This window comes from Yokenella regensburgei, assembly GCF_003634235.1.
GTDB classification, from domain to species: Bacteria; Pseudomonadota; Gammaproteobacteria; order Enterobacterales; family Enterobacteriaceae; genus Yokenella; species Yokenella regensburgei.
Genome location: NZ_RBIZ01000004.1, coordinates 483,057 through 509,243, shown reverse-complemented (window position 1 = coordinate 509,243; position 26,187 = coordinate 483,057). Strand labels below are relative to the sequence as shown.

Annotated in this window: 26 protein-coding genes, 1 tRNA gene and 1 riboswitch; of the genes, 14 read left to right on the top strand and 13 right to left on the bottom strand. The window is 54.7% G+C overall.

Features of this window, described 5'->3' with window-relative positions:
• Window positions 1-37 precede the first annotated feature (37 nt).
• The 3 genes from C7387_RS13855 to C7387_RS13850 form a co-directional block, all read right to left on the bottom strand.
• Window positions 38-826, bottom strand: coding sequence for a hypothetical protein (locus tag C7387_RS13855; protein WP_120816896.1), 789 nt, complete (start codon window positions 824-826; stop codon window positions 38-40).
• 83 nt (window positions 827-909) lie between these two features.
• Window positions 910-1,056 carry a hypothetical protein gene (locus tag C7387_RS23020; protein WP_166791146.1) on the bottom strand — a complete coding sequence of 49 codons (147 nt, stop codon included), beginning with the start codon at window positions 1,054-1,056 and terminating at the stop codon, window positions 910-912.
• 189 nt (window positions 1,057-1,245) lie between these two features.
• Window positions 1,246-1,321, bottom strand: a tRNA-Ile gene (locus C7387_RS13850).
• Between the two features lie 124 nt (window positions 1,322-1,445).
• Here C7387_RS13850 and mug point away from each other — a divergent pair.
• Complete coding sequence (gene mug / locus C7387_RS13845; RefSeq protein ID WP_006818246.1) at window positions 1,446-1,952, top strand: G/U mismatch-specific DNA glycosylase; 507 nt, start codon at window positions 1,446-1,448, stop codon at window positions 1,950-1,952.
• A gap of 85 nt (window positions 1,953-2,037) precedes the next feature.
• Here the strand turns inward: mug and rpoD are convergent, their stop codons facing one another.
• The 3 genes from rpoD to rpsU all read right to left on the bottom strand — a co-directional run bounded on the left by rpoD (window position 2,038) and on the right by rpsU (window position 6,109).
• On the bottom strand, window positions 2,038-3,882 hold the full coding sequence (rpoD, locus tag C7387_RS13840) for an RNA polymerase sigma factor RpoD (RefSeq protein ID WP_006818247.1): 1,845 nt from the start codon (window positions 3,880-3,882) through the stop codon (window positions 2,038-2,040).
• Between the two features lie 151 nt (window positions 3,883-4,033).
• Window positions 4,034-5,779: a DNA primase gene (gene dnaG, locus C7387_RS13835; RefSeq protein ID WP_006818248.1), complete on the bottom strand. Its 1,746-nt coding sequence runs from the start codon at window positions 5,777-5,779 to the stop codon at window positions 4,034-4,036.
• Between the two features lie 114 nt (window positions 5,780-5,893).
• A complete protein-coding gene (gene rpsU, locus C7387_RS13830; RefSeq protein WP_001144069.1) occupies window positions 5,894-6,109 on the bottom strand; it encodes a 30S ribosomal protein S21 in 216 nt (71 codons plus the stop codon).
• A 227-nt stretch (window positions 6,110-6,336) separates the two neighbouring features.
• Between rpsU and tsaD the strand changes: the two genes are divergently transcribed.
• The gene (gene tsaD, locus C7387_RS13825; RefSeq protein WP_120816895.1) at window positions 6,337-7,350 is read left to right on the top strand and encodes a tRNA (adenosine(37)-N6)-threonylcarbamoyltransferase complex transferase subunit TsaD; all 1,014 of its coding nucleotides are present in this window, start codon (window positions 6,337-6,339) and stop codon (window positions 7,348-7,350) included.
• Window positions 7,351-7,393: 43 nt separating this feature from the next.
• On the opposite strand, the gene plsY is transcribed toward tsaD, so the two are convergent.
• The gene (plsY, locus tag C7387_RS13820) at window positions 7,394-8,020 is read right to left on the bottom strand and encodes a glycerol-3-phosphate 1-O-acyltransferase PlsY (RefSeq protein ID WP_038255825.1); all 627 of its coding nucleotides are present in this window, start codon (window positions 8,018-8,020) and stop codon (window positions 7,394-7,396) included.
• 107 nt (window positions 8,021-8,127) lie between these two features.
• Between plsY and folB the strand changes: the two genes are divergently transcribed.
• Both folB and bacA read left to right on the top strand, forming a co-directional pair.
• Complete coding sequence (gene folB, locus C7387_RS13815) at window positions 8,128-8,496, top strand: bifunctional dihydroneopterin aldolase/7,8-dihydroneopterin epimerase (protein ID WP_006818252.1); 369 nt, start codon at window positions 8,128-8,130, stop codon at window positions 8,494-8,496.
• 131 nt (window positions 8,497-8,627) lie between these two features.
• Window positions 8,628-9,449: an undecaprenyl-diphosphate phosphatase gene (bacA, locus tag C7387_RS13810; protein WP_006818253.1), complete on the top strand. Its 822-nt coding sequence runs from the start codon at window positions 8,628-8,630 to the stop codon at window positions 9,447-9,449.
• Here the strand turns inward: bacA and C7387_RS13805 are convergent.
• Complete coding sequence (locus C7387_RS13805; RefSeq protein ID WP_120816985.1) at window positions 9,442-10,680, bottom strand: multifunctional CCA addition/repair protein; 1,239 nt, start codon at window positions 10,678-10,680, stop codon at window positions 9,442-9,444. The two genes, bacA and C7387_RS13805, sit on opposite strands and share 8 nt — an antisense overlap.
• Window positions 10,681-10,752: 72 nt before the next feature.
• Window positions 10,753-11,373: a TIGR04211 family SH3 domain-containing protein gene (locus tag C7387_RS13800; protein WP_038255823.1), complete on the bottom strand. Its 621-nt coding sequence runs from the start codon at window positions 11,371-11,373 to the stop codon at window positions 10,753-10,755.
• A 239-nt stretch (window positions 11,374-11,612) separates the two neighbouring features.
• On the opposite strand from C7387_RS13800, the gene C7387_RS13795 reads away from it, so the two are divergent.
• The 4 genes from C7387_RS13795 to glgS all read left to right on the top strand — a co-directional run bounded on the left by C7387_RS13795 (window position 11,613) and on the right by glgS (window position 17,686).
• Window positions 11,613-12,914, top strand: coding sequence for a CYTH domain-containing protein (locus tag C7387_RS13795; RefSeq protein WP_120816894.1), 1,302 nt, complete (start codon window positions 11,613-11,615; stop codon window positions 12,912-12,914).
• Between the two features lie 21 nt (window positions 12,915-12,935).
• A complete protein-coding gene (gene glnE / locus C7387_RS13790) occupies window positions 12,936-15,788 on the top strand; it encodes a bifunctional [glutamate--ammonia ligase]-adenylyl-L-tyrosine phosphorylase/[glutamate--ammonia-ligase] adenylyltransferase (RefSeq protein WP_166791145.1) in 2,853 nt (950 codons plus the stop codon).
• 46 nt (window positions 15,789-15,834) lie between these two features.
• On the top strand, window positions 15,835-17,268 hold the full coding sequence (gene hldE / locus C7387_RS13785; RefSeq protein ID WP_038255819.1) for a bifunctional D-glycero-beta-D-manno-heptose-7-phosphate kinase/D-glycero-beta-D-manno-heptose 1-phosphate adenylyltransferase HldE: 1,434 nt from the start codon (window positions 15,835-15,837) through the stop codon (window positions 17,266-17,268).
• 208 nt (window positions 17,269-17,476) lie between these two features.
• Entirely contained in the window at window positions 17,477-17,686 is a 210-nt protein-coding gene (gene glgS / locus C7387_RS13780) for a cell surface composition regulator GlgS (RefSeq protein ID WP_006818259.1), read from the top strand.
• Window positions 17,687-17,749: 63 nt separating this feature from the next.
• Here the strand turns inward: glgS and ubiK are convergent, their stop codons facing one another.
• Window positions 17,750-18,040 carry a ubiquinone biosynthesis accessory factor UbiK gene (gene ubiK / locus C7387_RS13775; RefSeq protein ID WP_040903199.1) on the bottom strand — a complete coding sequence of 97 codons (291 nt, stop codon included), beginning with the start codon at window positions 18,038-18,040 and terminating at the stop codon, window positions 17,750-17,752.
• Between the two features lie 122 nt (window positions 18,041-18,162).
• A riboswitch (FMN riboswitch) is annotated at window positions 18,163-18,312 on the top strand.
• A 107-nt stretch (window positions 18,313-18,419) separates the two neighbouring features.
• Between ubiK and ribB the strand changes: the two genes are divergently transcribed.
• Both ribB and ygiD read left to right on the top strand, forming a co-directional pair.
• Window positions 18,420-19,073: a 3,4-dihydroxy-2-butanone-4-phosphate synthase gene (gene ribB / locus C7387_RS13770; protein WP_006818261.1), complete on the top strand. Its 654-nt coding sequence runs from the start codon at window positions 18,420-18,422 to the stop codon at window positions 19,071-19,073.
• Between the two features lie 163 nt (window positions 19,074-19,236).
• Window positions 19,237-20,031 (top strand): 4,5-DOPA-extradiol-dioxygenase, encoded by a 795-nt coding sequence (gene ygiD / locus C7387_RS13765; RefSeq protein WP_120816893.1) that lies wholly within the window; start codon window positions 19,237-19,239, stop codon window positions 20,029-20,031.
• Window positions 20,032-20,034: 3 nt separating this feature from the next.
• On the opposite strand, the gene C7387_RS13760 is transcribed toward ygiD, so the two are convergent.
• From C7387_RS13760 to tolC, 3 genes are all read right to left on the bottom strand, one after another.
• Complete coding sequence (locus C7387_RS13760) at window positions 20,035-21,195, bottom strand: glutathionylspermidine synthase family protein (RefSeq protein ID WP_120816892.1); 1,161 nt, start codon at window positions 21,193-21,195, stop codon at window positions 20,035-20,037.
• 5 nt (window positions 21,196-21,200) lie between these two features.
• Entirely contained in the window at window positions 21,201-21,866 is a 666-nt protein-coding gene (locus C7387_RS13755) for a DUF1190 family protein (RefSeq protein WP_006818264.1), read from the bottom strand.
• 145 nt (window positions 21,867-22,011) lie between these two features.
• Complete coding sequence (gene tolC, locus C7387_RS13750; protein ID WP_072009074.1) at window positions 22,012-23,499, bottom strand: outer membrane channel protein TolC; 1,488 nt, start codon at window positions 23,497-23,499, stop codon at window positions 22,012-22,014.
• A gap of 195 nt (window positions 23,500-23,694) precedes the next feature.
• Here tolC and nudF point away from each other — a divergent pair, with 195 nt between their 5' ends.
• Genes nudF through yqiA form a run of 4 tightly spaced genes read left to right on the top strand, consistent with a single transcriptional unit; the run spans window position 23,695 to window position 26,165 of the window.
• Entirely contained in the window at window positions 23,695-24,327 is a 633-nt protein-coding gene (gene nudF / locus C7387_RS13745) for an ADP-ribose diphosphatase (RefSeq protein ID WP_120816891.1), read from the top strand.
• Window positions 24,324-24,746: a DUF1249 family protein gene (locus C7387_RS13740; RefSeq protein ID WP_006818267.1), complete on the top strand. Its 423-nt coding sequence runs from the start codon at window positions 24,324-24,326 to the stop codon at window positions 24,744-24,746. Before nudF ends, C7387_RS13740 begins: the two co-directional genes overlap by 4 nt.
• 16 nt (window positions 24,747-24,762) lie before the next feature.
• On the top strand, window positions 24,763-25,590 hold the full coding sequence (gene cpdA / locus C7387_RS13735; protein WP_038255809.1) for a 3',5'-cyclic-AMP phosphodiesterase: 828 nt from the start codon (window positions 24,763-24,765) through the stop codon (window positions 25,588-25,590).
• Complete coding sequence (yqiA, locus tag C7387_RS13730) at window positions 25,590-26,165, top strand: esterase YqiA (RefSeq protein ID WP_006818269.1); 576 nt, start codon at window positions 25,590-25,592, stop codon at window positions 26,163-26,165. The genes cpdA and yqiA overlap by 1 nt, the downstream gene beginning before the upstream one ends.
• The last annotated feature ends 22 nt before the right edge of the window (window positions 26,166-26,187 follow it).

Here is a 26,187-nt window from a genome sequence, read left to right as displayed (position 1 = left end):
GTATTTTGACCATATGGTTTAAGTCGGGAGCAATAACTCAGAAAACTGTTTTTGTTATCTTATCAACTCCAGTTATAAGTTCGTATACTTCTTCTTTTGTTGGTTCTCTTTCCTTTCCATGATCACAGAGATTACGGATATCACCTAAATGTTGAATGAATCTCCATGCTGGAGTATCGATAATATCATTATCTTTTAATAGCTGATTAAATTCAGCTATAGAAGGGTGTGCTTTTCTTGATTTTAATGTGTGAAGAGAACAGACATGTGCCAGATGTTTTTCTAAGACCACACCAGTTACAGCACCTGCGGCCCGAATAAAACCTTTTTTATTCAGTTCTTTAGCGGTTTCTAATTCAGAATCAAAAATGTCTGCTTGAACAATATCTTTTATATCGAACAAAGTACTTTTGAAACGCTCTTTTGCTGATGATAGTATTTTATATTGAATTTCCATTTTCCTAATTGCATCTTTAGGACTACGAACAACTTCTCCCAGGCCATTAGTTTGCTGTAGTCCTACCAGATAGTCGCTTACAGAATAGTTCATGTATGTGACATCTTTTCTCTTAGGATCGCCTTTGTAAATTGTTTCGAATTCGGCTAAACGCTCAGGAATTATCTGGGAAATTACTCGATAGGCCTTAGTATACCACTTTTGATATTCGTCACGAAAATTAACAAATTCCCAACCAGCACCTTGAATGTTCTTTATGGTTTTCTCATTGAGTTGGTCACACTCTTTAGCCATGGAGAAATAAAGCTGATGGCCCATGATATCTAAATCATCTAGTTCTTTTTTGAGTTTTTCAAATTGTGTAGCCATCGCACTCCCTCTGCAGAACATTGGTTAACTTGAAAGGACAGGAAGGGTGGCCTAACTTTCGTTAGGCCGGGCTTGTTACGCCATCATCTACGCAGCATGAAAACTAGAGCAATGCTTACAGGAATAACAAGATAGGCGTGAAGCCCGACACTTGCTAGAGCCAAGATAAGACCACTCATAGCACAGATACGTTTAGACAGCAGGTCTGAGCCCTTTTCGACAGTATCCATAGAAATACTCCTGAAGGTTGCCTATGAGGGGGCACTCAAACCCGTAGCACTTTCTTAAATTGCAGTTGAACGGCTGCTACGACCCAACTGTAGAACACTGAGGAATACTCGGTTATACCTTGCTACGGTATCCTATGGGTATCCTAGAAAAGCAAGAGGACTTAAAACTATACGCAAGTCCTTGAAATTTGGTGGCCCCTGCTGGACTTGAACCAGCGACCAAGCGATTATGAGTCGCCTGCTCTAACCACTGAGCTAAGGGGCCGTGGCGGTGGATTATAAAGTAACTCCCGAAGGCTTTCCAGCGTAAAGCACGCGCATGCTGCTTTTATAAACAATGTCTTTTCAATCCTTTATACTGAGATCTCATTTTGCTGAACGGGGACGCTATGATTCACGACATTCTGGCACCTGGGCTGCGGGTGGTGTTCTGCGGTATCAATCCGGGGAAGTCATCGGCGCACACCGGGTTTCACTTCGCGCATCCGGGGAATCGCTTCTGGAAGGTTATCCATCAGGCGGGGTTTACCGAGACGTTGCTCAGGCCTGAAGAGGAGCTGCATCTGCTGGATACGCGCTGCGGTATTACCATGCTGGTCGAGCGCCCGACGGTGCAGGCGAGTGAAGTGGCGTTGCAGGAGCTACGCAGCGGCGGTCGGGGGCTTATCGCGAAGATAGAAGAGTACCAGCCAGCGGCGCTGGCGATACTGGGTAAGCAGGCGTATGAGCAGGCTTTCAGCGTTCGTGGCGCGAAGTGGGGCAGGCAGCAGGCAACTATCGGCGGAACGCAGGTGTGGGTGCTGCCGAATCCCAGTGGTCTGAACCGTGCGACGCTCGATGAACTGGTGGAAGCATATCGTGAACTGGACGAAGCGCTGGCGGTGCGTGGGCTGTAGGCCTGACCCGACCTTTCCTACAGTGAGAAAGTAACAGACATAAAAAAAGCTCCCCGCAGGGAGCTTTTTGTTTTCCGATGGCCGATTAATCGTCCAGGAAGCTACGCAGTACTTCAGAGCGGCTCGGGTGGCGCAGTTTGCGCAGCGCCTTCGCTTCGATCTGACGAATACGTTCACGGGTAACGTCAAACTGTTTACCCACTTCTTCCAGCGTGTGGTCGGTATTCATGTCGATACCGAAACGCATACGCAGAACTTTCGCTTCACGGGCGGTGAGGCCAGCCAGCACGTCGTGAGTGGCGGCACGCAGGCTCTCAGTGGTCGCAGAGTCCAGCGGCAGCTCGAGGGTGGTATCCTCGATGAAATCACCCAGATGCGAATCTTCATCGTCGCCGATCGGCGTTTCCATGGAGATAGGCTCTTTGGCAATCTTCAGCACTTTACGGATCTTGTCTTCCGGCATCAGCATGCGTTCAGCCAGCTCTTCCGGGGTCGGCTCGCGGCCCATTTCCTGCAGCATCTGGCGGGAGATACGGTTGAGCTTGTTGATGGTCTCAATCATATGCACCGGAATACGGATGGTGCGCGCCTGATCCGCGATAGAGCGGGTGATTGCCTGACGGATCCACCAGGTAGCGTAAGTCGAGAACTTGTAACCGCGACGGTATTCAAACTTATCAACCGCCTTCATCAGGCCGATGTTACCTTCCTGAATCAGGTCAAGGAACTGCAGACCGCGGTTGGTGTATTTCTTGGCGATAGAAATAACCAGACGTAAGTTTGCTTCCACCATCTCTTTCTTCGCACGGCGGGCTTTCGCTTCACCGATAGACATACGACGGTTGATGTCTTTAACCTGCTCGATGGTCAGGCCGGTCTCTTCTTCAATTTGTTGCAGCTTCTGCAGGCCGCGCTGAACATCTTCAGCCACGTCGTGCAGTTTTTCAGACCACGGTTTGTTCATCGCCACTGCGGCGTTGAACCAGGTATCGCTGGTTTCGTTGCCGGTAAACAGGGTGATGAAGTTTTTCTTCGGCATTTTGCACTGTTCAACGCACAGCTTCATGATGATACGTTCCTGAGTACGAACGCGGTCCATCATGGTACGCATGCTGTTCACCAGGTAGTCGAACTGTTTCGGCACCAGGCGGAACTGCTTGAACACTTCAGAGAGCTTCTGGATCTCTTCCTGAGAAGCGGCGTGGCTGCGGCCCTTAGCTTTGATGACGTCGCGGGTGACTTCGTACTGGGTGCGCAGTTCAGCGAACTTCTCACGCGCCAGTTCCGGGTCGATGCTGTTGTCGTCATCGCTGCTGTCGTCGTCTTCTTCCTCTTCTTCGTCTTCGTCATCGTCCATCTCTTCCTGAGACAGCTCGGAGCCGACGTGGGTCGCGGTAGGCGCCATGTCTTCTTCAGCGTTAGGATCGACAAAGCCGGTGATAAGGTCGGACAGACGAGCTTCGGCAGCTTCAACGCGATCGTACTGCTCCAGCAGATAGGTGATCGCTTCCGGATATTCAGCAACAGAGCACTGTACCTGGTTGATCCCGTCTTCGATGCGTTTTGCGATGTCAATTTCGCCTTCGCGGGTCAGCAGTTCAACAGTACCCATTTCACGCATGTACATGCGCACTGGGTCAGTGGTACGCCCAATTTCAGATTCCACGCTGGACAGCACCTGCGCAGCAGCTTCTTCCGCATCTTCGTCGGTGTTGTTGGAAGTTTCAGCCAGCAACAGATCATCGGCATCCGGTGCTTCTTCCATCACCTGAATACCCATGTCATTGATCATTTGGATGATGTCTTCGATCTGATCTGAATCGACGATATCTTCCGGCAGATGGTCATTGACCTCGGCATAGGTCAGATAGCCTTGCTCCTTACCACGTTGGACAAGAAGTTTCAGCTGTGACTGCGGGTTTTGCTCCATAAGACGGTATCCACACTTATTTCATGAGGTTGGTGTCGGTCAGCGAATCCGCCAACATTTAAAGCGAGGGCATATTTATATTTTTGCCGCAGCACCTCAGCGCGGCTGTCGGGGGCTTCCCGAGCGATATTCGGCAGTTAAGCCGTGAAATTCATTTTTTCGCCAGTTCCTGACTTATCGTCCAGAGTTCCCGGCGTTCTTCGCTGCTTAAACCGTGTGTGCGATCGCGAGCTATCAACTCTTCTTGTCGCAGCTCAAGCATCGAATCAAACATATGATTGAGTGAGTCGGTGAACGTTTTTTCTGCAATATCCTTATCTGCTATATCGTCCCACATCGACAGTTTTTCAAGGGTGGCGGCCTCTTTTGTGCCGCGGTACTGTTCCAGCAGTTGCCCGGTAGTCAAACCCGGCTGAGACAGACAAGTCTTGACCAGTTCTGCAAATAAGCCAAGTCCGGGCATTTTTTCCTGATTCAGCCCCTGTAAAGGCGGAACCTGAGGCGCCAGATCCGGGTTTTGCACCAGTAACCCTATCAGTATACGCATGGTCGTGCGTTTTAGCTGTGGAGCGGGGCGAACCGCGCCATTTTCAGCCTGTTTTGGCATTAAACGTTCAAGTTGGGCGTCATCCAGAATCCCTAACTTGTTGCCAAGCTCCTGGCGCAGATAAATACGCAGGGTTTCGCCGGGCACCTGGCTGATTAACGGCAGCGCCAGGGTGCTGAGCTGAGCGCGCCCGTCCGGGGTGCTCAAATCTACCTGCGGCAGCAGGCTGTTAAACAGAAACGTGGAGAGCGGCTGTGCCTGCTCCATCCGCGCTTCAAACGCTGCTTTGCCCTCTTTACGCACCAGCGTATCCGGATCTTCGCCATCCGGCAGGAACATAAAGCGCAGCTGGCGACCGTCGGTCATATACGGTAGCGCGGTTTCCAGCGCGCGCCACGCGGCATCACGGCCTGCGCGGTCGCCGTCGTAGCAGCAGATGACGTTATTGGTCACCCGGAACAGCAGCTGAATATGATCGGCGGTTGTGGAAGTACCAAGCGACGCGACGGCATAGTTAATGTCGTACTGCGCCAGCGCCACCACGTCCATATATCCTTCGACGACGAGAAGCCGCTGAGGTTCCGCTTGCGTTTGCTGCGCTTCATAAAGCCCGTACAGCTGACGGCCTTTATGGAAAATATCGGTTTCCGGGGAGTTGAGGTATTTCGGCATCCCGTCACCGAGTACCCGACCACCAAATCCAATCACCCGGCCACGTTTGTCGCGAATGGGGAACATCACCCTTTCACGGAAACGATCGTAGCTGCGCCCCTGATCGTTAGTGACCAGCATGCCCGCATCAATCAACGATTGACGGTTTTCACTTTCGGCACCAAAACGCTTTAAGACGTTATCCCAACCAGGCGGGGCGTAACCAATAGCAAAGCGGCTAATCACTTCACTGCTCAAACCGCGCTTTTCCAGATACTGGCGCGCAGGAGCAGCTGCGGGGTTTGTCAGCGACTGCTGGTAAAACGTGTTCAGACCGTCCAACAGCTGATAGAGCGTTTGCCGTTGATGGCGCTCAATCTGGGTCGGCCCGCTGCCTGCTTCATAAGGCACTTCAAGGTTGTGCATGGCAGCCAGTTCTTCGACGGTTTCGACAAACTCAAGTTTGTCGTAATTCATCAGAAAATCGATGGCGTTGCCGTGCGCGCCGCAGCCGAAGCAGTGATAAAACTGTTTCTCACCGTTGACGGTGAAAGAGGGGGTTTTTTCATTATGGAACGGACAGCACGCGTGAAAATTCTTGCCCTGCTTTTTCAGCTTTACCCGGGCATCGATGAGGTCAACGATGTCAGTGCGTGCCAGCAGGTCATTGATAAAAACACGTGGGATTCGTCCAGCCATATGCCCCGCAAATTTTTAACAACTTATAAACGAAAATAAGCCGCGCATTCCTTCCGGAAGCACGGCCTTGCAACTATTACTCTGTCTGTATTGAGAGCGTGCGCCCTCAATAGATTAGTACAGACGAGTACGGCGTGCGTTTTCGCGAGCCAGTTTCTTCGCGTGGCGTTTTACTGCAGACGCTTTAGCGCGCTTACGTTCGGTAGTCGGTTTTTCATAGAACTCACGACGACGAACTTCAGCCAGAACACCTGCTTTCTCGCAGGAACGCTTGAAGCGACGCAGTGCTACGTCGAACGGCTCGTTTTCACGTACTTTAATTACCGGCATGTAACTCTCACCTTTAATAAATTCGGTTTGCCGCTGGCATCAACGCCAGCTTATTTCAAAATGGTGCGGAATTTTACTGCAACTGCTGCTGCTTTGTAAAGCACCAATGCCGTTTTTGAACGGGACCTTTGTAAGGGGGGTGAGTATACACGAAGTCGTGCCCCAGGGTATACATCGACCCGCATTCGCCCTACACTGCGCGGTATTGAAATGAGGTAAAACAAGCCATGCGTGTACTGGGAATTGAAACATCCTGCGATGAAACCGGCATCGCGATTTACGACGACGAAAAGGGCCTTTTAGCCAACCAACTGTATAGTCAGGTGAAATTACATGCTGACTACGGCGGCGTGGTGCCGGAGCTTGCCTCCCGCGATCACGTTCGTAAAACGGTTCCGCTGATTCAGGCGGCATTAAAAGAAGCGAATCTGACGGCAAAAGATATTGATGCCGTTGCCTATACCGCAGGCCCGGGCCTGGTGGGGGCGCTGCTGGTTGGCGCAACGGTAGGTCGCTCGCTTGCGTTCGCGTGGAATGTTCCTGCTATTCCGGTACACCATATGGAAGGTCACCTGCTGGCACCGATGCTGGAAGACAATCCGCCGGCGTTTCCGTTCGTGGCGCTGCTGGTCTCCGGCGGCCATACCCAGCTTATCAGCGTCACCGGTATCGGCCGGTACGAGCTGCTGGGCGAGTCCATCGACGATGCGGCCGGGGAAGCCTTCGATAAAACCGCCAAACTGCTGGGGCTTGATTATCCGGGTGGTCCGATGCTGTCAAAACTGGCCGCACAGGGCACCGAAGGACGCTTCGTGTTCCCGCGCCCGATGACCGACAGACCGGGCCTCGATTTCAGCTTCTCGGGCCTGAAAACCTTCGCGGCGAACACCATTCGCGGTAACGATAACGACGACCAGACGCGTGCCGATATTGCTCGTGCGTTTGAAGATGCGGTGGTCGATACGCTGATGATTAAGTGCCGTCGTGCGCTGGACCAGACCGGTTTTAAACGTCTGGTGATGGCCGGTGGTGTGAGCGCTAACCGTACGCTGCGTGCGAAGCTGGCTGACATGATGCAAAAGCGTCATGGTGAAGTGTTCTACGCCCGTCCGGAGTTCTGTACCGATAACGGCGCGATGATTGCCTATGCCGGGATGGTGCGTCTGAATGCCGGAGCGCGAGCCGACCTCGGTGTGACCGTGCGTCCACGTTGGCCACTGGCAGAACTGCCTGCGGCGTAATGTATTGCCGGGTACGCTTCGCTTACCCGGCAACAAAATCTCTCTACTCTTCTTCTTTGTCTTCTTCTTTCTTCTTGCGCTTCAGCTTTGACCAGATTTTAGGTTCCTGTCGACGCCACAAACGCTGAATGTTGTCGTGGTGACGCAGTAAAATCAGGCAGGAGAGCATCGACACCGGAAAGGTGAACTGCGGCTTGAACCACCAGACGTAAAACGGGGCAATGAGCGCGCTGACAATCGCTCCCAGCGAAGAGTATCCGCTAAGCAGGATCGTCAGTAGCCACGTTCCCGCCATAACGCCGGTCAGATCCCAGCCAATAGGCGCGATAGCACCAAACGCGGTCGCTACCCCTTTCCCGCCGCGAAAACCGAAGAAGATGGGCCAGATATGCCCAAGGCAGGCAGCGATAGCGATGAGCCCCAGCCAGAATGGCGACACGCCCAACGCATAGGCGCCCCATACTGGCAACATCCCTTTCAGGACATCAAAAATCAGAACCGCTACGGCTGCTCCTTTGCCGCCAATTCTTAAAACGTTGGTCGCTCCCGGGTTACCGGAACCGTTGTCGCGAGGGTCGGGTAACCCGGCGATGCGGCAGACCAGAATGGCGCTGGAGATTGAGCCGCAAAGGTAGGCAAGGAGAACCAGTCCAGGCGCGATTGCACTCATAACGATGTTCCGTATTGAAAATGTCGTTTTAATCTCTGCATCTGTGGATAATACGCATAATTCGCCGGAAGTGGTATCCGGTTTGGACAAAAAGCAGGCGGGGCGTGATGGATATTGTATTTATAGAGCAACTTTCGGTAATCACCACTATCGGCGTTTACGACTGGGAACAGACCATCGAACAGAAGCTGGTGTTCGATATCGAAATGGCATGGGATAACCAGAAAGCCGCAGCAAGTGACAACGTTGATGATTGTCTGAGCTATGCCGACATCAGCGAAGCGGTTGTCGGCCACGTGGAAGGCGCGCGTTTTGCGCTGGTAGAGCGAGTGGCGGAAGAGGTAGCTTCGCTCTTACTGAGCCGTTTTAACTCACCGTGGGTGCGCATTAAGGTCAGTAAACCTGGTGCGGTAGCCAGGGCTGCAAACGTCGGTGTGGTTATCGAGCGTAGCCAAACTCTGAAAGCGGAAAAATAGCGTCACAATAGTACAACCATTTCCAGCTATATTAGTCTTAGTTCCAGTCCCATTAGGTTCTTATCGCTGGGAAATTTTTGCGGCTGCACGTTCGCAGACCGTTTTTTTATGTCTTTTAAAAGGGTTTAGTGATGGGTGATATGCACTCGCTGCTGATCGCGGCGATTCTGGGTGTGGTCGAAGGGTTAACGGAGTTCCTGCCGGTTTCCAGTACTGGCCATATGATCATCGTCGGACATCTTCTGGGGTTCGAAGGTGATACGGCGAAAACGTTTGAAGTGGTCATTCAGTTAGGTTCTATTCTCGCGGTTGTCGTCATGTTCTGGCGTCGTCTGTTTGGCCTGATTGGTATTCACTTTGGCAAGCCGCCAGAGCACGAAGGGACCGGTAGCGGTCGTCTGTCGCTCATTCACATTATCCTCGGGATGATCCCGGCGGTGGTGCTGGGGCTGGTGTTCCACGACGCTATCAAATCCTTATTCAACCCGATCAACGTCATGTACGCGCTGGTGGTAGGGGGCTTCCTGCTCATTGCCGCCGAAGTGCTGAAGCCGAAACAGCCGCGTGCGGTCGGCATTGATGATATGACTTATCGTCAGGCGTTTATGATTGGCTGCTTCCAGTGTCTGGCGCTGTGGCCGGGCTTCTCCCGCTCGGGCGCGACGATTTCTGGCGGTATGCTGGTGGGGGTGAGCCGCTACGCGGCTTCTGAGTTCTCATTCCTGCTGGCGGTGCCGATGATGATGGGCGCCACCGTGCTCGACGTTTATAAGAGCATCGGCTTCCTGACCACCGGTGATATTCCGATGTTCGCGGTGGGCTTCATCATGGCGTTCCTGGTGGCGCTGGTGGCGATTAAAACCTTCCTGCAGCTGATTAAGCACATCTCCTTTATTCCGTTTGCCATCTATCGTTTCATCGTGGCAGCGGCGGTGTACTTCGTCTTTATGTAACCTGCGGGCAGCGGTTTTCCTTCCATGACGCGACGGCCAGAATACGACGTCGCGTCAGCTCCTCGCGGATAGCCGGGCCGCTAAATCCGGCTTCAATCACTTCTTTGTTCGAGACCGTTTGTGCAACGAGCCACGCTTCGCGCAGCAGACGCCCCTGCGGATAATCGCAGGCTTCAAACCCCGTTCGACCACGGACATCGGCTTCGCTGGTCAGCGCAACCTGCTCAACGCGCTGTGGTTTGCGCCAGGCATCTATCGAATCAAACAGCTTCACGATGGTGGCCGGTTTGAGGATAGGGAAGGTGTGGATGAGATCGTGATACTCCGCGACCAGCTTTGCTAAATCGCGCAGTTCATTCGGCACCTTCAGGCGTGCACAGATTTGCTCAACCAGTTTCACTCCCGCCGGACCGTGGCCGTGATGGCGCGGCCAGAACTCTTTTGGCGTGAGTCCTTTGCCGAGATCGTGGCACAGGGTGGCAAAGCGCACATCGATAGCCGGGGAGAGCATCGCCGCCATCGAGAGCGTCATCAGCGTGTGAATGCCGGTGTCAATTTCCGGGTGCCATTTCGCGGGGGCCGGGACGCCGAACAGGGCGTCAATCTCCGGGAACAGCACCTTCAGTGCGCCGCAGTCGCGCAGCGTCTGGAAAAATACCTGTGGGTTGCGGGTCCCTAAGGCGCCCTCGGTCTCCTTCCAGACACGCTCTGGTGTCAGATGCTCCAGCTCGCCCGCGTCGGTCATGCGCTTCATCAACGCCATCGTTTCATCGGCGATGCGGAAGCTGAGGTGGGCATAGCGGGCGGCAAAGCGCGCCACGCGCAGCACGCGCAGCGGATCTTCACTAAAGGCCGGGGAGACGTGACGTAGCAGCCTGTCGCGCAGATCTGCTTTGCCGCCGTAGGGATCGATGATGTTGCCGTCGGCGTCCTGCGCCAGTGCGTTAACCGTCAGATCGCGACGCAGAAGATCCTGCTCAAGGGTCACGTCAGGGGCGGCATAGCAGGTGAAGCCAGTATAGCCGGAACCAGATTTTCGCTCGGTGCGGGCCAGGGCATACTCTTCGCGGGAATGAGGGTGAAGAAACACGGGAAAATCGCGGCCTACCTGCTGGTAGCCCGCGTCTAACATCTGCTGCGGCGTTGCGCCCACAACGACCCAGTCTTTGTCTTTAACCGGCAGCCCTAATAACGCATCACGTACGGCACCGCCGACCAGATAACTCTTCACCTGCATCACCCTCAACTAAAATCGTTTTCATTCACGATAATACGTAAGTGTAGAGGAGATGGCTATTCAGGCTTAGTTCATCCAGCGGTCTTTGCGTTTGCGGCTCGGGATCAGATGCGGCAGCACCAGTCCAAGAATCAGGCCCACGCCCAGTACGCCGCCGCCATACATAAACCACTGCATGATGATGGTGCGCTGTTTGTCATCCAGCTGCAGGTTCGCGGCGTTCACTTTTTTCTGCGCCACGATGAGCTGGTTTTTAAGCTTTTGATTCTCTTCTTTCAGACCGTTGATTTCGTTATCGCTACCAGAAACCTTTTTCTGCATATCGGCAGTGCGCTGGTTCCAGGTTGCGTCAATATTGTTCAGCTTGTCGGTCAGCGTTTTTACCTGGTTTTCCAGGTCTGGTACGCGGGTGCGCAGGCTGGGTTCGTTGCTGAGTTCTTTTAATGGGATCCACGCGGTACGGCCGTTGCCGTCGCGAACCTGGGCGTAGTTGGTGTTGCTGTCAGTTTGCAGCAGAGCCACCTGCTCGCCGGCATTAATCGTGCCCACGAGACGATAATTGTCACCGGGACCAGAACGTACCCAGGTGTTGAGTTCATCAGAAACATAACGTTTCTCTTCGGCGTGTACCCCGGCAGAAACGCTAAGCGCGAGTAAAGTTAGTCCAATCAGGCGTAATTTTCGCATCAGGTCATCGTTTTTGTCATAAAAGTGGAACGATAGTAGTGGCAACAGTCTGACGACGCAAAGCATTCTGCATCAATCGGAATCATCCAGGAGGTGCTGGCGGGGCATTCAAACTTTTATGCCCGTCAAACTGCGCGTTGCATGGCAATTTGCCGCAAAATACTATCTACTGACAAAAAAGATCGCTGTAAGTTCGCTGCAGCGACATTTTGGGGCAACCTAACCATAAGAATTCAGTCATGGCTCAAGAAATCGAACTCAAATTTATCATCAATCACGACGGTATCACGGCGCTGCGCCAGCATCTCAACACCCTGACGCAAGAGCATCAGGATGCCGCTCAGCTCCTTAATATCTATTACGAAACCCCGGACAACTGGCTGCGTCGCCACGATATGGGTCTGCGCATTCGCGGCGAAGGCGAGCGCTACGAAATGACCATGAAGATTGCGGGTCGCGTCGTGGGCGGCCTGCATCAGCGTCCGGAATACAATATTGACCTCGACAAACCCGAACTGGCGCTGGAAAAGCTCCCGGCTGAAGTCTGGCCGCAGGGGGAATTACCTGCCGAGCTCGCCAGGCGTGTGCAGCCGCTTTTCAGCACTGATTTTGCCCGCGAAAAGTGGTGGGTCAATGAAGGGGAGAGCCGCATTGAAATCGCCCTGGATCTTGGTGAAGTCAAAGCGGGTGAGCATCAGGAGGCTATCTGCGAGCTCGAACTGGAGCTGATGTCCGGACGTACAGAAGATGTCCTGAAACTCTCGCGACAGCTGGTGGTGCTGGGTGTGCTGCGTCAGGGAAGCCTCAGTAAAGCCGCGCGGGGTTATCACCTGGCGCAGGGGAACGCCCCGCGTGAGGTGAAACCGCTCGATGTGCTGCGCCTACCGGCGAAGGCAAGCGTAGAGCAGGGGATGGAAGCCGCACTCGAGAAGGCGCTGGCCCACTGGCAGTATCATGAAGAGCTGTGGATCCGTGGTAACGCCGACGCGCGCCCGGAGATCCAGAACGCCATTGCGCTGATTCGCCACACACTGACCCTGTTCGGCGGGCTGGTGCCACGCAAAGCAAGCGCTCACCTGCGCGATTTGTTGACCCAGGTTGAAGCGACGCTGGCATCCGATATTTCCGCTGAAACGGCGGCCTGTGATACGAAAACAGCGCAGGCGAAGCTGGCGCTTACCGAATGGCTGGTGACCCGCGGCTGGCGCACGTTTGTTGATGCCAAAGGGCAGAGCAAGCTGGCCGATTCGCTCAAGCGTTTTGCCGATATCCAGCTCTCCCGCGTGGCGGCTGAACTGCGTAAAACCTTTATGCACCCGCTGGGAGATGCCTACGCCGACCAGCTTCCGCGTCTGTCGCGTGAGATTGACAGCGTTCTGCTGCTGGCCGGTTATTACGATACCGCCGCAACCCAGCGCTGGCTGGAAGAGTGGCAGGGGCTGCGCCATGTGATTGCGACCCGCCAGCAGTATGAAATTGAAATCTTCCGCAATTCGGCGCTTAACGCCGAGCCATTCTGGTTACACAGCGGAAAACGATAACTCAGGCAAAGGATACTCCTTATGATGCCGCTTTCTTCGCAGTTACAGCAGCACTGGCAGACGGTTGTGGACAGACTGCCGGATGATTTCCCGACCACAGCCCTGAGCGAGTCCGCGCAGGCGGTGCTGGTTTTCAGTGATTTTGTACAGGGCAGCCTGTGCGCGCATCCCGAATGGCTCACGGAGCTTGAGAGCGCGCCGCCGGTGGATGGCGAGGAGCAGCACTATGTTGCCTGGCTTCGGGAGCAGCTTGCTGAAGTGCAGGATGAAGCTGCGCTGATGCGCGCGCTGCGCCTGTTCCGACGCCGGGTGATGGTGCGTATTGCCTGGGCGCAAACGCTGCGACTTGTTAGCGAAGAGAGTACCTTGCGTCAGCTGAGCGTGCTGGCAGAGACGCTTATCGTTGCCGCCCGCGACTGGCTGTATGACGCCTGCTGTCGTGAATGGGGTACGCCTTGCAGTGTGGAAGGGGTGCCGCAGCCGCTGCTTATCCTCGGAATGGGCAAGCTCGGCGGCGGGGAGCTCAACTTTTCCTCTGATATCGATCTGATTTTTGCCTGGCCGGAGCACGGTTCAACCCGTGGCGGTCGCCGCGAGCTCGATAACGCCCAGTTCTTCACCCGCATGGGGCAGCGGCTTATCAAGGTTCTCGACCAGCCGACCCAGGATGGCTTTGTTTATCGCGTCGATATGCGCCTGCGCCCCTTTGGCGACAGCGGCCCGCTGGTGCTGAGTTTTGCCGCCCTGGAAGACTACTACCAGGAGCAGGGGCGCGACTGGGAGCGCTACGCGATGGTGAAGGCGCGGATCATGGGCGACAACGACGATGTCTTTGCGGGCGAGCTGCGCGCGATGCTGCGTCCGTTCGTTTTCCGTCGTTATATTGATTTCAGCGTGATCCAGTCGCTGCGTAATATGAAAGGGATGATCGCCCGTGAAGTACGCCGCCGGGGGCTTAAAGACAACATTAAGCTTGGTGCGGGCGGGATCCGCGAAATTGAATTTATTGTGCAGGTCTTTCAACTGATCCGTGGCGGACGCGAGCCGTCGCTGCAGTCGCGTTCACTACTGCCGACGCTTGCGGCTATCGACGCACTGCATCTGTTGCCGGAAGGCGATGCAGAGCGTCTGCGCTCGGCGTACCTGTTCTTGCGCCGTCTGGAAAATCTGCTGCAAAGCATTAACGACGAGCAAACCCAGACGCTGCCGCAGGATGAGCTTAACCGCGCGCGTCTGGCGTGGGGAATGCAGTTTGCCGACTGGTCTGCGCTTGAAAACGAACTGGCGGAGCTAATGGCGGGCGTGCGCCGGGTTTTCAACGAACTTATTGGCGACGACGAGACCCCCTCGCAGGAGGAAGAGATCTCCGGCTACTGGCGCGAGTTGTGGCAGGATGCGCTGCAGGAGGATGATACTACGCCGGTGCTGGCACACCTCTCGGACGATGACCGTCATCAGGTACTGGTGCTGATCGCTGATTTCCGTAAAGAACTCGACAGGCGCAGCATCGGGCCGCGTGGCCGCCAGGTTCTCGATCAACTGATGCCGCATCTGCTGAGTGAGATTTGCAGCCGTGCCGACGCCCCGGTACCGCTGGCACGTATTGCCCCGTTGCTCACCGGTATCGCGACCCGAACCACTTATCTGGAATTGCTGAGTGAATTCCCGGGGGCACTCAAGCACCTGATTACGCTCTGCGCCGCTTCACCGATGGTGGCAAGCCAGCTCGCCCGTTATCCGCTGCTGCTCGATGAGCTGCTCGACCCGGCGACGCTGTACCAGCCGACCGCCACCGACGCCTATCGCGACGAGCTGCGTCAGTATTTGCTGCGGGTGCCGGAAGAAGACGAAGAACAGCAACTGGAGGCGTTGCGCCAGTTTAAACAGGCGCAGCTGCTGCGCGTGGCGGCGGCAGATATCGCCGGTACGCTGCCGGTGATGAAAGTGAGCGATCACTTAACCTGGCTTGCCGAAGCTATCATTGATGCCGTTGTCCAGCAGGCGTGGGTACAGATGGTGGCGCGCTACGGTCAGCCAACCCACTTACACGACCGCGAAGGCAAAGGCTTTGCAGTGGTGGGCTATGGCAAACTCGGCGGTTGGGAGCTCGGCTACAGTTCCGATCTTGACCTGGTGTTTCTCCATGACTGCCCGGCAGAGGTGATGACCGACGGCGATCGCGAAATCGATGGGCGTCAGTTCTACCTGCGTCTGGCACAGCGCATTATGCATTTGTTCAGCACCCGCACGTCGTCGGGCATTCTGTACGAAGTGGACGCTCGCTTACGTCCTTCCGGTGCTGCGGGCATGCTGGTGACTACCGCGGACGCTTTTGCGGATTATCAGCAAAATGAGGCCTGGACCTGGGAGCATCAGGCGCTGGTGCGCGCCCGTGTGGTATACGGCGATCCGGCGTTGCAAAAGCAGTTTGATGCTATTCGTAAAGCCGTGCTGACGACTCCACGCGACGGCAATAAACTGCAGACCGATGTGCGCGAAATGCGCGAAAAAATGCGTGCTCACCTGGGTAATAAGCATCGCGACCGCTTTGATATTAAAGCGGATGCCGGAGGAATTACCGATATTGAGTTTATTACGCAGTATCTGGTGCTGCACTATGCGCATGAAAAGCCGAAGCTGACCCGCTGGTCGGATAATGTGCGCATCCTTGAGCTGCTGGCGCAAAACGACATCATGGAAGAGTCAGAAGCGATGGCGTTGACCCGCGCCTACACCACGCTGCGTGATGAGTTGCACCATCTGGCGTTACAGGAAGCACCAGGCCATCTGGCGCTGGATGCCTTTGTTGAGGAACGCCACCAGGTAAGCTCCAGCTGGCAGAAGTGGTTGGTGGAATCGCGCGCGGCAAAATAATTGTGATATCATCGCGCGCAAATTATGAATGTTTCAGGAGTCTGGAATGAAAGTAACGCTGCCAGGGTTTGAACGTGCAGGCGTCATGGTCGTTGGTGATGTGATGCTGGATCGTTACTGGTATGGACCGACCAGCCGTATTTCGCCGGAAGCCCCGGTTCCGGTTGTTAAGGTGGACAGTATTGAAGAGCGTCCAGGTGGTGCGGCGAACGTGGCGATGAACATTGCTTCACTGGGTGCAACCGCGCGTCTGGTGGGTCTCACCGGGATTGATGATGCTGCGCGAGCGCTGAGCAAAGCGCTGGCTGACGTCAACGTGAAGTGCGATTTTGTTACCGTTCCGACACACCCGACTATCACCAAACTGCGCGTACTTTCTCGTAACCAGCAGCTGATCCGTCTCGATTTTGAGGAAGGCTTTGCTGACGTTGATCCGCAGCCGATGCATGAACGTATTCAGCAGGCGCTGGGTAACATCGGTGCATTGGTGCTCTCTGACTACGGTAAAGGAGCGCTTTCCAGCGTGCAGGCGATGATTCAACTGGCGCGTAAAGCCGGAGTGCCGGTGCTTATCGACCCGAAAGGTTCTGAGTTTGAACGCTACCGCGGTGCGACGCTCCTGACCCCGAACCTGTCTGAGTTTGAGGCCGTTGTTGGCAAGTGCAAAGATGAAGCGCAGATTGTTGAGCGTGGCATGAAGCTGATCGCTGATATTGAGCTGTCTGCACTGCTGGTGACCCGTTCTGAGCAAGGGATGACCCTGCTGCAGCCGGGCAAACCGCCGCTGCATATGCCGACGCAGGCGCAGGAAGTGTATGACGTCACCGGTGCTGGTGATACGGTGATTGGCGTGCTGGCGGCGACGCTCGCGTCCGGTGACTCGCTGGAAGAAGCCTGCTTCTTCGCGAACGCGGCGGCAGGTGTCGTGGTTGGTAAGCTCGGTACCTCTACCGTATCTCCGATTGAGCTGGAAAACGCAGTGCGTGGTCGTGCGGACACCGGCTTTGGTGTGATGAGCGAAGCAGAGCTTAAGCTTGCCGTTGCTGCCGCGCGCAAGCGTGGTGAGAAAGTGGTGATGACTAACGGCGTATTCGACATTCTCCATGCTGGCCATGTTTCCTATCTCGCCAACGCGCGTAAGCTCGGCGACCGTCTGATTGTGGCGGTCAACAGCGACGCTTCAACCAAACGCCTGAAAGGGGAAACTCGTCCGGTGAACCCGCTGGAGCAGCGCATGATTGTGCTCGGTGCGCTGGAGTCTGTCGACTGGGTGGTTTCGTTCGAGGAAGACACCCCGCAGCGTCTGATTGCTGGTGTCCTGCCGGACCTGCTGGTCAAAGGCGGTGACTACAAGCCGGACCAAATTGCCGGTAGCGAAGAGGTCTGGGCCAACGGCGGTGAAGTGATGGTTCTCAACTTTGAAGATGGGTGCTCTACGACCAACATCATCAAAAAGATCCAGAAAGACAGCGGCCAGTAACCTTACTCAACGTTGTTGAAAACGAACCCCGGAGCCTGGTGCCCCGGGGTTTTTTTATGCATTTTTGGCGAAAGGATATCATTTATGATTCAGCGCAATTTTTAATCAGTAATTGCGCACTTTTCGCTCATCCCTTTTGAGGATATAGAGAAATACTTAGAGTAGATAAAGCTTACAGCAGTTTCAGAACTTGTATGACTGAAGGAGTATGCGGATGAAGCACAGCGATATCTATTCTATGAATAATTTTGATTTCCTGGCGCGCAGCTTCGCCAGAATGGCCGCACAAGGGCAGTCTGTTAACATTGAAGCCGTGACCGGTAATATGGACGATGAACATCGGCACTGGTTCTGCAAACGCTATGAGCTCTATTGCCAGCAGGCGCGGAATGCCAGGGCACTGGAGCTGGAGCACTAAGCGGCTTTACACGACATAATGCTTTCCTGAAATGACAACGGGCCTGATGGCCCGTTGCTGTTTTTAGTCCTGATTTTCCACCGGCGGGATAGCTGGCGCTGGTGTTACCGCCGCACTGCGGGTTTCCAGTTCGCTCATACGCTGTTCCAGCAAAGCTAACTTCTCACGCGTACGCAGCAGCACCTGGGTTTGTACGTCGAACTCTTCACGGCTGACCAGATCAAGACGGGTCAACTGAGACTGAAGCACCTGACGTATTTTCTTCTCTACATCGTCACCGAAATCACGAAGGCCTTTTGGCATCGATTCGTGAACCTGGCGGGCGATTTGTTCAATTTTTTTCGGGTCAATCATCTTCGTTTCCCTGGGTTTCTCTGTTCTGACGTTCATTGTAGTGCCTGAGCGTCGGTCGATAAACCAGAAATGTTTGCGGTTGATCCATTGCCCAGGATAGTCAATGGCGTTATAGTTATCTCGCTTATTCTCAGGGCGGGGCGAAATTCCCCACCGGCGGTAAATCAGCTGATGCTGAAAGCCCGCGAGCGCTTCAGGCTAACGCCTGAAGGTCAGCAGATCCGGTGTAATTCCGGGGCCGACGGTTAAAGTCCGGATGGGAGAGAGTAACGATCCAGTCGGGCAGAGGCCCGCTCACGTTATTTTTTTGCCGCTTATACGGTACTCCTAAGACTGCCCTGATTCTGGTAACCACAATTTTAATGAGGTTTTTATTACCATGAATCAGACGCTACTTTCCTCTTTTGGTACTCCATTCGAACGTGTAGAACAGGCACTGGCTGCGTTGCGCGAAGGCCGCGGCGTAATGGTGCTGGATGACGAAGACCGTGAAAACGAAGGCGACATGATTTTCGCCGCTGAAACCATGACCGTTGAGCAGATGGCGCTGACTATCCGCCACGGCAGCGGCATTGTTTGCCTGTGCCTGACCGAAGAACGCCGTAAGCAGCTTGAGCTGCCGATGATGGTGGAAAACAACACCAGCGCCTTCGGAACCGGCTTCACGGTAACTATCGAAGCCGCTCACGGTGTCACCACCGGTGTTTCAGCCGCTGACCGTGTTACCACGGTACGTGCAGCTATCGCCGACGGCGCGAAACCTTCCGATCTGCATCGTCCTGGCCACGTGTTCCCGCTGCGCGCGCAGCCGGGTGGCGTACTGACCCGCGGTGGTCACACCGAAGCCACTATCGATCTGGTGACGCTGGCTGGTTTTAAACCAGCAGGTGTCCTGTGTGAACTGACTAACGACGATGGCACCATGGCGCGCGCACCGGAGTGCATCAAGTTTGCAGGCGAGCACAATATGCCGGTCGTCACTATTGAAGATCTGGTGCAGTACCGCCAAAAGCATGAGCGTAAAGCCAGCTGAGCATGACTAATAACGCCGGGAATAACCCGGCGTTTTTCTTCGCATCGTCTCACTTCATTCAAATTTTCTGATTAACTTCATCATGCTTATCTGAGTTTATCCGGGTGGAAAAAGGGGTAATGTTGCTGCATACCTTAATTATCATCCCTCTAAGGATAACATCATGTCTCTTACCCGCATGCCAGCGCTGTTTTTAGGTCACGGTAGCCCGATGAACGTGCTGGAAGACAATATCTATACCCGTGCCTGGCAACATCTGGGAGAGACGCTGCCGCGTCCGAAAGCGATTGTGGTGATTTCTGCACACTGGTTTACCCGTGGCACCGGCGTTACCGCGATGGAAACCCCGAAAACGATTCATGATTTCGGTGGATTCCCACAGGCGTTGTACGACACGCACTATCCGGCTCCGGGCTCTCCGGAACTTGCCGGGCGCTTAGTTGAGCTACTGTCTCCGGTTCCGGTTCCGGTGGCGCTGGATAAAGAAGCCTGGGGTTTTGACCACGGCTCCTGGGGCGTGCTGATAAAAATGTATCCGCAGGCGGATATCCCGATGGTGCAGCTCAGTATCGACAGTACCAAACCGGCGGCCTGGCACATGGAGATCGGGCGTAAGCTCGCCTCGCTTCGCGATGAGGGCATTATGTTGGTTGCCAGCGGCAACGTGGTGCATAACCTGCGAACCGCGCGCTGGCACGGGGAAAACACGCCGTATCCGTGGGCAACATCGTTTAACGACTACGTGAAAGCCAATCTCGACTGGCAGGGACCGACGGAAGCGCACCCACTGGTGAACTATCTGGCGCATGAAGGTGGCTCGCTGTCGAACCCGACGCCGGATCACTTCCTGCCGCTGCTGTATGTTCTGGGGGCATGGGATGGCAAAGAGCCCATCACTATCCCGGTAGACGGGATCGAAATGGGCTCATTAAGTATGCTGTCAGTGCAAATTGGCTGACGGTTACTCGACGAAAACGTGAGGATAGAAGCGTGACAGATCCTGAGTGATCAGCGCTCTGTCCTCACGGATCCCGATCCCGGCTGGCTGGTCGTTGATGAGCCAGCTGCCGATCAGCGTGTAGCTGTCGCCAAATTTTGGCAACTGCCAGAACTGTTGCACAATCATGCCTTCTTCGCCGTACGGGCCTTCCACCGCCTCAACCACTTTACCGTCTTCAACGATAGAGACGTTAGCGCCTTCGCGGGAGAAGACCGGCTTCATGACATACTTATCCATTGGCGGATAATTGTCTTCGGCAAAGTACGTCGGCAGCAGGTTCGGGTGGTTCGGGAACATCTCCCACAGCATCGGCAGCAACGCTTTGTTGGAGATAATGCTCTTCCAGGCAGGCTCCAGCCAGCGCACCCCCGCGTCTTCAAGCTTGGTAGAGAACATCTCGCGCAGCATGAATTCCCACGGGTAGAGCTTGAACAGGTTACCGATAACCTGATCCTGCAGATCGGTAAACTGGCCTTTCTCGCCCAGACCAATATCTTCCATAAACAGGAATTCGGTGGCAATGCCCGCTTCCGCGGCGCAGTCCTGCAGATACTGCACGGTACCGCGATCTTCAACGGTATCGCGGCAGCAGGCTAAATGCAGATACTGGAAACCAAACTGCTCGCGCAGTTCGTTGAAGCGCTCGATCAGCTTTTCCTGCAGGCTGTTGAACTGATCGCTGCCTGCGGGCAGGTTGCCCGCATTCATTTGATCTTCGAGCCAGATCCACTGGAAGAACGCCGCTTCGTACAGCGAGGTCGGGGTGTCGGCATTATTTTCCAGAAGCTTAGGTTCACCGATGCCGTCCCAGGCCAGATCCAGACGCGAGTAGAGCGACGGTTGGTTGGTTTTCCACGACTGGCGGACAAAACCCCAGGTGTGTTTTGGGATGCGGAATTTGGTCATCAGCTCGTCGCTGTCGATAACCTTAGCCACAACCTGCAGGCACATCTGGTGCAGCTCAGCCGTCACATCTTCCAGCTTATCAACCTGTGCCAGAGTGAGTTTGTAAAAAGCATCTTCACACCAGTACGGTTCGCCATACATGGTGTGAAAATTGAAACCGTACTCGGTGGCTTTTTCGCGCCAGTCCGGACGTTCGCTAATGCTGACTCTTTCCATACTGCTTAGCCGCCCATCGAACGAGTGGAGGAAGTGCCAGCGGCGCTACGCTGCATGGTGTTCTGTTTAGCGACAGACTCACCAAAGCCGCCGCGGGTGACGGTGCTGGTGGTGGCTGGTTTCGGCGCCATGGCGGATTTCGGCACAGTCATGGTACGGCCTGGCTGGGCAGCACCGTAGTTTTTACCACCGGCGTCGGTGTACTTACCGTAGGCCGGGCTTGCCGGGTTTTTTGAGGTAAACAGCGGCTGCTGGTTCATGCCGCCGCCCATCAGGCGACCCATCATGTAGCCTGCCATCAGCGGCATCCAGAAGCTGCCGCTGCTCTGAGCTTGCGCCTGGTTTTCCGGTGCCATGCCTGCCTGTGCCGGAGCCTGCTGGCACTGGCCTTCACCAAATTCCGCCACGCAGTCTTCACGGGAGGCATATTTCGGAGCAGTACGCTGCGCTTCTTTCATCGCGTTGTTGTAGGCGGTGGTACATTCTGCGCTTTTACCCGGGTTGGCCGTCGAGCAGTCGTCCGCGTTCTGATACATGGAGACCGTTTCGTCGGTTTTTTCACAGCCTGCGAGCATAAACACCGCAGTAATGGCGAGCGCTACGGGCGTCAGATGACGCGCACCCCAGTTCTTTCGGAACGAGGCGTGATTAATCGATTTTGTCCGTTTCATTATTTTCTTCCTGGACCCAGTAGGTTAGTGCTCAGGATAGAGGATGAGTGGTCGAAATTGAAGCGATGGGGGCGGTGGGAAGGGGATCTTTACGTTGCCTTACGTTTATTTTTAGCCCGGTGCAGAATGCACCGGGCTAACAGCATTAGTTACGGAACGGATTCGTACCTTTACTGCTGCTGGTCGTGCTGGTGCGAGCTGAAGCAGGCTGTGCGGCCGGTGCCGCGCTATTGGCGGTGTAGCCGTCAGCGCTGGCGTCCTGCTGCGGGTTTTCCGGTGCCACGGTATCAGCCGTGGTGGATACCGGTTTACCCAGCGCGTTGTTCAGGGCAACCAGATCCTGCTCATTCAGCGTACCGAGCGCAGATTTGATATTCAGCTGGTTAATCAGGTAGCTGTAACGGGCGCTGGAGAGCTGCTGTTTGGCGTTGTACAGGGTGGTGGTGGCATCCAGCACATCAACAATGGTACGAGTACCCACCGAGTAACCGGCTTCCATCGCGTCTAAAGAGCTCTGAGCAGAGACAACGGCCTGTTTGTAGGCGTTGATGCTGCTGATAGAGGCGTTGATGTTGTTGAAGGAGGAACGCACGGTCTGTACGACGCTACGGTGCGCGCTTTCCAGCTGCTCGCTGGCACCAACAAAGTTGTACTGCGCCTGTTTGACCTGAGAGGTAACAGAACCACCGCTATACAACGGCAGGCTGAAGTTCAGGCCAATCTGGTTCTGACCAATAGTACGGTCGGTGTACTGGGTGCCAGTGGCGTTGCTACCGTTATATTTGTTGTCGGTGACGCCGGTAGATGCCGTTAACCCGACGGTTGGCATATGGCCGGTTTCTGCGTAGCGAATCTGTTCACGCGCCAGATCCTGGCTCAGACGAGCCTGCAGCAGCGACAGGTTACGGTTTTCCGCTTCTTTCAGCAGGGCGTTCACCGGCTGTGGTTTGTCGGTTTTGAAGTTGCCCACGTTTAGCGAGGCCAGTTCCGGGTAGTAGTTACCGGTTACCTGACGCAGTTGTTCTACTGCATTATCCAGGTTGTTACGAGCGGTCACTTCGTTTGCCAGTACGGTATCGTACTGTGAACGGGCGTTCTGCACGTCGGTAATGGCAACCAGGCCCACGTTAAAGCGTTGAGTTGTCTGATCTAACTGACGGTATACCGCCTGTTTCTGCGCTTCGGTGTAGGAGAGCGCATCAATCGCGCTCAGCACGTTGAAGTAAGCCGTGGCGCTGTTCAGAATCAGGGTCTGCTGATCGGTCTGATAGGTGACATCCTGAATACCGGCCGTTTTTTCCTGCAACGTCAGCGCACGCCATTTTGACATATCAAAAATGGTCTGCGTCAGGGTCAGCGATCCGCTGGTGGTGTTGGAGTTAATCCCGTTATTATCGCGATAGCCGTTGCTGTAGGTATAATCAGCACCTAATCCCAGCTGCGGCAGTAATGGGCTGCGCGCTTCGTTGATCTTCTCAAATGCTGCATCGCGATCGGCGGCGGACTTACGCAGGTCCGGGTTGCTTGAACGCGCCTGCTGATAAATCTGCAGCAGGTTCTCTGCCTGACTCATGGAACTGAACCCTACGAGGCTCAGGCCGATAAGGATAGGGAGCAATTTCTTCATTTGCATTCCTTGTTGTGAAGCACTTAGCGCTGATCTAATTCGAAAACATTCGCCGATTGTACCAGAGTCTGCCAGTCTAAAAAGTTGGCGTATCGTGCCATCTGGCGTTAATTTGCACCAATCTATCATACCGTTGGTAAAACAGTAGCCAATCTGGCTTGAATTCCATAATTTCATCACTATTGCTAGCAGGACTCAATAATGACAAAGCCTTCCGAGCAGGCCGTGACCTTCTCCAAAAATGATGTAGAAATTATTGCACGTGAATCACTATATCGTGGTTTTTTTTCACTTGATTTATATCGCTTTCGCCACCGTTTGTTTAACGGCGAAATGAGCGGCGAAGTCAGACGCGAAATTTTTGAGCGCGGACATGCGGCGGTCTTGCTACCCTTTGACCCAGTGCGCGATGAAGTCGTGCTGGTGGAGCAGATTCGCATTGCGGCGTATGACACCAGCTCTAGCCCGTGGTTGCTGGAGATGGTTGCCGGAATGATTGAAGAGGGCGAGAGCGTTGAGGACGTCGCGCGTCGCGAAGCGATGGAAGAGGCCGGGCTTGACATCGGACGTACCCGTCCTGTGTTAAGTTATCTGGCAAGCCCGGGCGGGACCAGCGAGCGCCTGTCAATTTTAGTGGGTGAAGTGGACGCCACGACCGCAAGCGGGATCCACGGTCTGGCAGATGAAAACGAAGACATTCGTGTTCATGTGGTGAGTCGGGAGCAGGCTTACCAGTGGGTTGAAGAGGGGTTAATCGACAACGCAGCCTCTGTCATCGCTCTGCAATGGCTCCAGCTGCATTATCAAGACTTACGACACGAGTGGAAAAAATGAAGCGTTACACACCTGACTTCCCAGAAATGATGCGCCTGTGCGAAACTAACTTCGCGCAGCTGCGACGCCTGCTGCCTCGAACCGATGCACCCGGCGATACGGTGAGCTACCAGGTGGGCAGTGCGCAGTACCGGTTAACAATAACCGAGTCCACCCGCTACACTACGTTGGTGGAAATAGAACAGACGGTGCCGGCAGTGAGCTACTGGAGCCTGCCGTCAATGACCGTGCGGTTATATCACGATGCGATGGTGGCTGAAGTGTGTTCAAGCCAGCAGATCTTTCGCTTCAAAGCGCGGTATGATTACCCGAATAAAAAGTTGCATCAACGCGACGAAAAGCATCAAATTAACCAGTTCCTCGCGGACTGGCTGAGATACTGTTTTGCACATGGAGCGATGGCGATTCCGGTTTACTAGTACCTAAGGACACCATTTGGAAAGCCTGTTAAACCTACCTTTGGCTGGTGGAGCCAGGGTCAGGATATTACAAATAACTGATACTCACCTGTTTGCAGAGAAACATGAAACGCTGTTAGGGGTTAACACCTGGGAAAGTTACCAGGCGGTGCTGGAAGCCATCCGAGCCTCGAAGCGTGAGTGTGACCTGATTGTGGCAACAGGCGATTTAGCACAAGATCATTCTACCGCGGCCTATCAGCACTTTGCTGAGGGTATCGCGAGCTTCGCTGCGCCCTGCGTCTGGCTACCGGGCAATCATGATTTTCAGCCGGCAATGTACAGCACCCTGCAGGATGCTGGTATCTCTCCGGCCAAGCGCGCCCTTATTGGTGATAACTGGCAGATCCTGCTGCTCGACAGTCAGGTTTTCGGCGTGCCGCACGGTGAGCTGAGCGAGTTCCAACTGGAGTGGCTGGAGAACAAACTGGCTGAGGCTCCGGAGCGCTATACGCTTCTGCTGTTACATCATCATCCGCTTCCGGCCGGTTGCAGCTGGCTCGATCAGCACAGCTTGCGTAACTCGGCAGCGCTCGATCGCGTGCTGGCGAAGTTCCCACGGGTGAAGAATCTGCTGTGTGGGCATATTCATCAGGAGATGGATGTCGACTGGAACGGTCGCCGAATGATGGCAACGCCTTCCACCTGCGTACAGTTCAAACCGCACTGCGCGAACTTCACCCTGGACACCATCGGGCCAGGCTGGCGCTGGATTGAGCTGCATGCCGATGGCACGTTGACCACGGAAGTTTGCCGCCTCGAAAGCGCAAAGTTCCGCCCTGATACCGCTTCAGAAGGCTACTGATGTCCACGCTTCTCTATTTGCACGGATTTAACAGCTCACCTCGCTCAGCGAAGGCGACTGCGATGAAGCAGTGGCTGGCGCAGCATCACCCTGACATCACCATGCTGGTGCCGCAGCTTCCGGCTTTTCCGGCGCAGGCGGCAGAGCTGCTCGAGAGTCTGGTGCTGGCACGCGGCGGTGAGCCGCTGGCGGTGGTTGGATCTTCGCTGGGAGGCTACTACGCCACCTGGCTCTCTCAGTGTTTTATGTTGCCAGCGGTGGTGGTGAACCCGGCTGTGCGACCGTTTGAACTGCTGCAGAACTATCTTGGGCACAACGAGAATCCCTACACCGGGGAACAATATGTGCTAGAGTCACGCCATATTTACGATCTCAAAGTGATGCAGATCGACCCGCTGGAATCACCCGATCTCATCTGGTTACTCCAGCAAACGGGCGATGAAGTGCTTGATTACCGACAGGCGGTGGCCTACTACGCCTCCTGCCGCCAGACGGTGGAGGAGGGCGGAAATCACGCATTTATCGGCTTTGAAGATCACTTCACACAGATTATCAATTTTCTGGGTTTGCCTTGAGCCACCCTTCGACCTACGAACA